The 2,310-nt window shown below is 76.8% G+C and carries 1 protein-coding gene; it reads left to right on the plus strand.

All coding sequences use genetic code 11. The features are described from left to right. Positions 1 to 2,310 (plus strand): RND transporter (locus NBW84_RS19835; protein ID WP_250286325.1); only part of this gene is annotated, 2,310 nt, incomplete at both ends.

Genomic DNA, 2,310 nt, shown 5'->3' on the forward strand with positions numbered 1-2,310 from the left:
GCCCGGGGGCCGCGGTGGCTGCCGGCGCGGCCGCGCCGGCGCCCGTCCGCGCGGGCCTGCGCCTGGCTCGCCGTCGTGCTGCTCGTGGCGCTGGCGACGGGGGTGGGGCTCACCCGCGTCGAGTCGGACACCACGACGGCGTCCTTCCTGCCCGCCGGGGACCCGGCACAGCGCGCGTTGGAGGAGTCCGCGCGTTCCTTCGGCGGCGACCCGGTCGTCATCCTCGCGGAGTCCGCGGGCGCGCGTGAGCTGCTGGGCGCCGAGGAGATCCCCAAGCTGGTGGCGCTGGAGGGCAGCCTGGCGCGGCTGCCCGACGTCGCCGTGGTCTACGGCCCGGGGACCATACTGAACCAGATCGCCGGTGCGGCGCAGAACCTGCTCGCGACCATTTCCGGCAGACGGGACGCCCTGCGGGCCGAGGCCGAGGAGCAGGCGCGCGCCGCCGGCCGCTCCGACGCCGAGGCCACCCAGGCCGCGGACGCGGCCGTCGCCGAGTACGACCTGCGCTACGGCAGCCTGCTCGTGCGTGGCCTGCCCGCCGGCCTGCCCACACTGCGCAACCCGTCCTTCGTCAACGCCGTGGTGTTCGACCAGGACGGCTCCCCCCGCCAGCAGTGGCGGTTCGTGGTGCCGTCGCCGAACGCCGCCGCCGTCCTGGTCCGTCCCCGGGAGGGGCTGGACCAGGCGGGAACCGAGCGGCTGGTGGCCGCCGTGCGGCAGGTCGCCGGCAGCGCCGGGCTGCGCACGAGCAGGCTGACCGTCACCGGCATGCCCGCGATCGCCGCCGATCTCGGCGGGCAGGTGCGGCGCGAGATCCCGCTGCTCGGCGGGCTGGCCCTCGGGCTGATCGCCGCCTGTTACCTGCTGGTGCCCTGGGTGCGCCGCCGCCACCGGCTGCTGCCGCTGACCGCGACGCTCGGCGCGACAGCGCTCACCCTCGCGGCCCTCGGCTGGCTGGGACACCCGCTCTCCCTCGGCGTCGTGGCCTTCCTGCCCATCCTGGTCGGGATCGGCAGCGACTTCCCCGCCTACCTGATCCGGGGCGCCGAGCCGCGGCGGGTGGTCGTGGCGGCACTGGCCAGCGCCGCGGGCTTCGCCTCGCTGGGGCTCTCGCCGGTGCCGTTCGTCCGGGACCTCGGATGGGCGCTCGCGGCCGGCGTCCTGCTCGCCGTCGGGCTGGGCTTCCTCACCCGGCGCTGGGCCGCGCCCGCCGCGGTGGGGCATGCGGTGAGCCAGCATGAGATGGGCCAGGAGGCGGGTGCGGACAGGCCGCTGCCGGCGATGTCGCGGGCGCGCCGGGCCGCCGTGCTGGTCATGCTCGTCGCCGTCGCCGCGGCGGGCTGGTCGGCGCTGGCGTTCCTCGACATCGAGGCCCGGCCGGACCGGCTCGCCGACGGCGTGTCCACGCTGGCCGACGCGCAGCACGCCGAGGAGGTGCTCGGATCGGCCGGCGAGGTCCAGATCCTGGTCAGCGGCACGAACGTGATCACACCGCAGGCGCTGGCCTGGATGCGGCAGGTCGAGGACACCACCATCCGCCGGTTCGGGGGCGACCTGCACCCCATCGTGAGCCTGCCCGGCCTGCTCGCCTTCCTGGGCGACTCGCCGACACCCGACCAGATCACGGCCGGGCTCGGGCAGCTCCCGCGCTACCTCGCCACCGCGGTCGTGCGCAACGACGGCCGCCAGGCGGTGATCAGCTTCGGTGTCGAGCTGCAGGACGTCGCGCGCCAGCAGGACCTGCTGCGGAACGTGCGGGCCGCGCTGCCCCGACCGCCGGAGGGGCTGACCGCCGAGCTGGTCGGGCTGCCGGTGGTGGCCGCGCGCGGGTACGAGCTGGTGTCCGGCGACCGCTACCCGGCAAGCCTGATCGGGATCGTTGCGGCGGGGCTGGTGCTGCTGGTAGGCCTGCCGCGACGTTCCGACGCGGCGCGTGCCGTGCTGGCCGCGGTGCTGGCCACCGGGTGGGGACTGGCCGGGGCGTGGGTGTGCGGCGTCGCGCTCACCCCGTTGACCGTCTCCCTGGGCTCGCTGGCCACCGCCACCGCGTGCGAGTTCAGCGTGCTGCTCGGCCAGGGGTACGCGCGCCGGTCGCCACACCTGCGCCGGTCGGTGGCGGTGGCGGCGCTGGCCGCGTCCGCCGGCTACCTCGCGCTGGCGGCGTCCGGTCTGTCGCTCATCCGGCAGTTCGGTATCTTCCTGGCGGCCACGGTCGGCCTGTCGCTGCTGGCGGCGTTCGTCGTCGTCCGGCTGTTCCCCGTCCGGCCGGCGGCCGGGCCGCGGGCCGACAGCGCGGGCGGCGCGGCGCCG

The organism is Protofrankia sp. CiP1_Cm_nod2, from assembly GCF_920664355.1.
Lineage (GTDB): Bacteria > Actinomycetota > Actinomycetes > Frankiales > Frankiaceae > Protofrankia.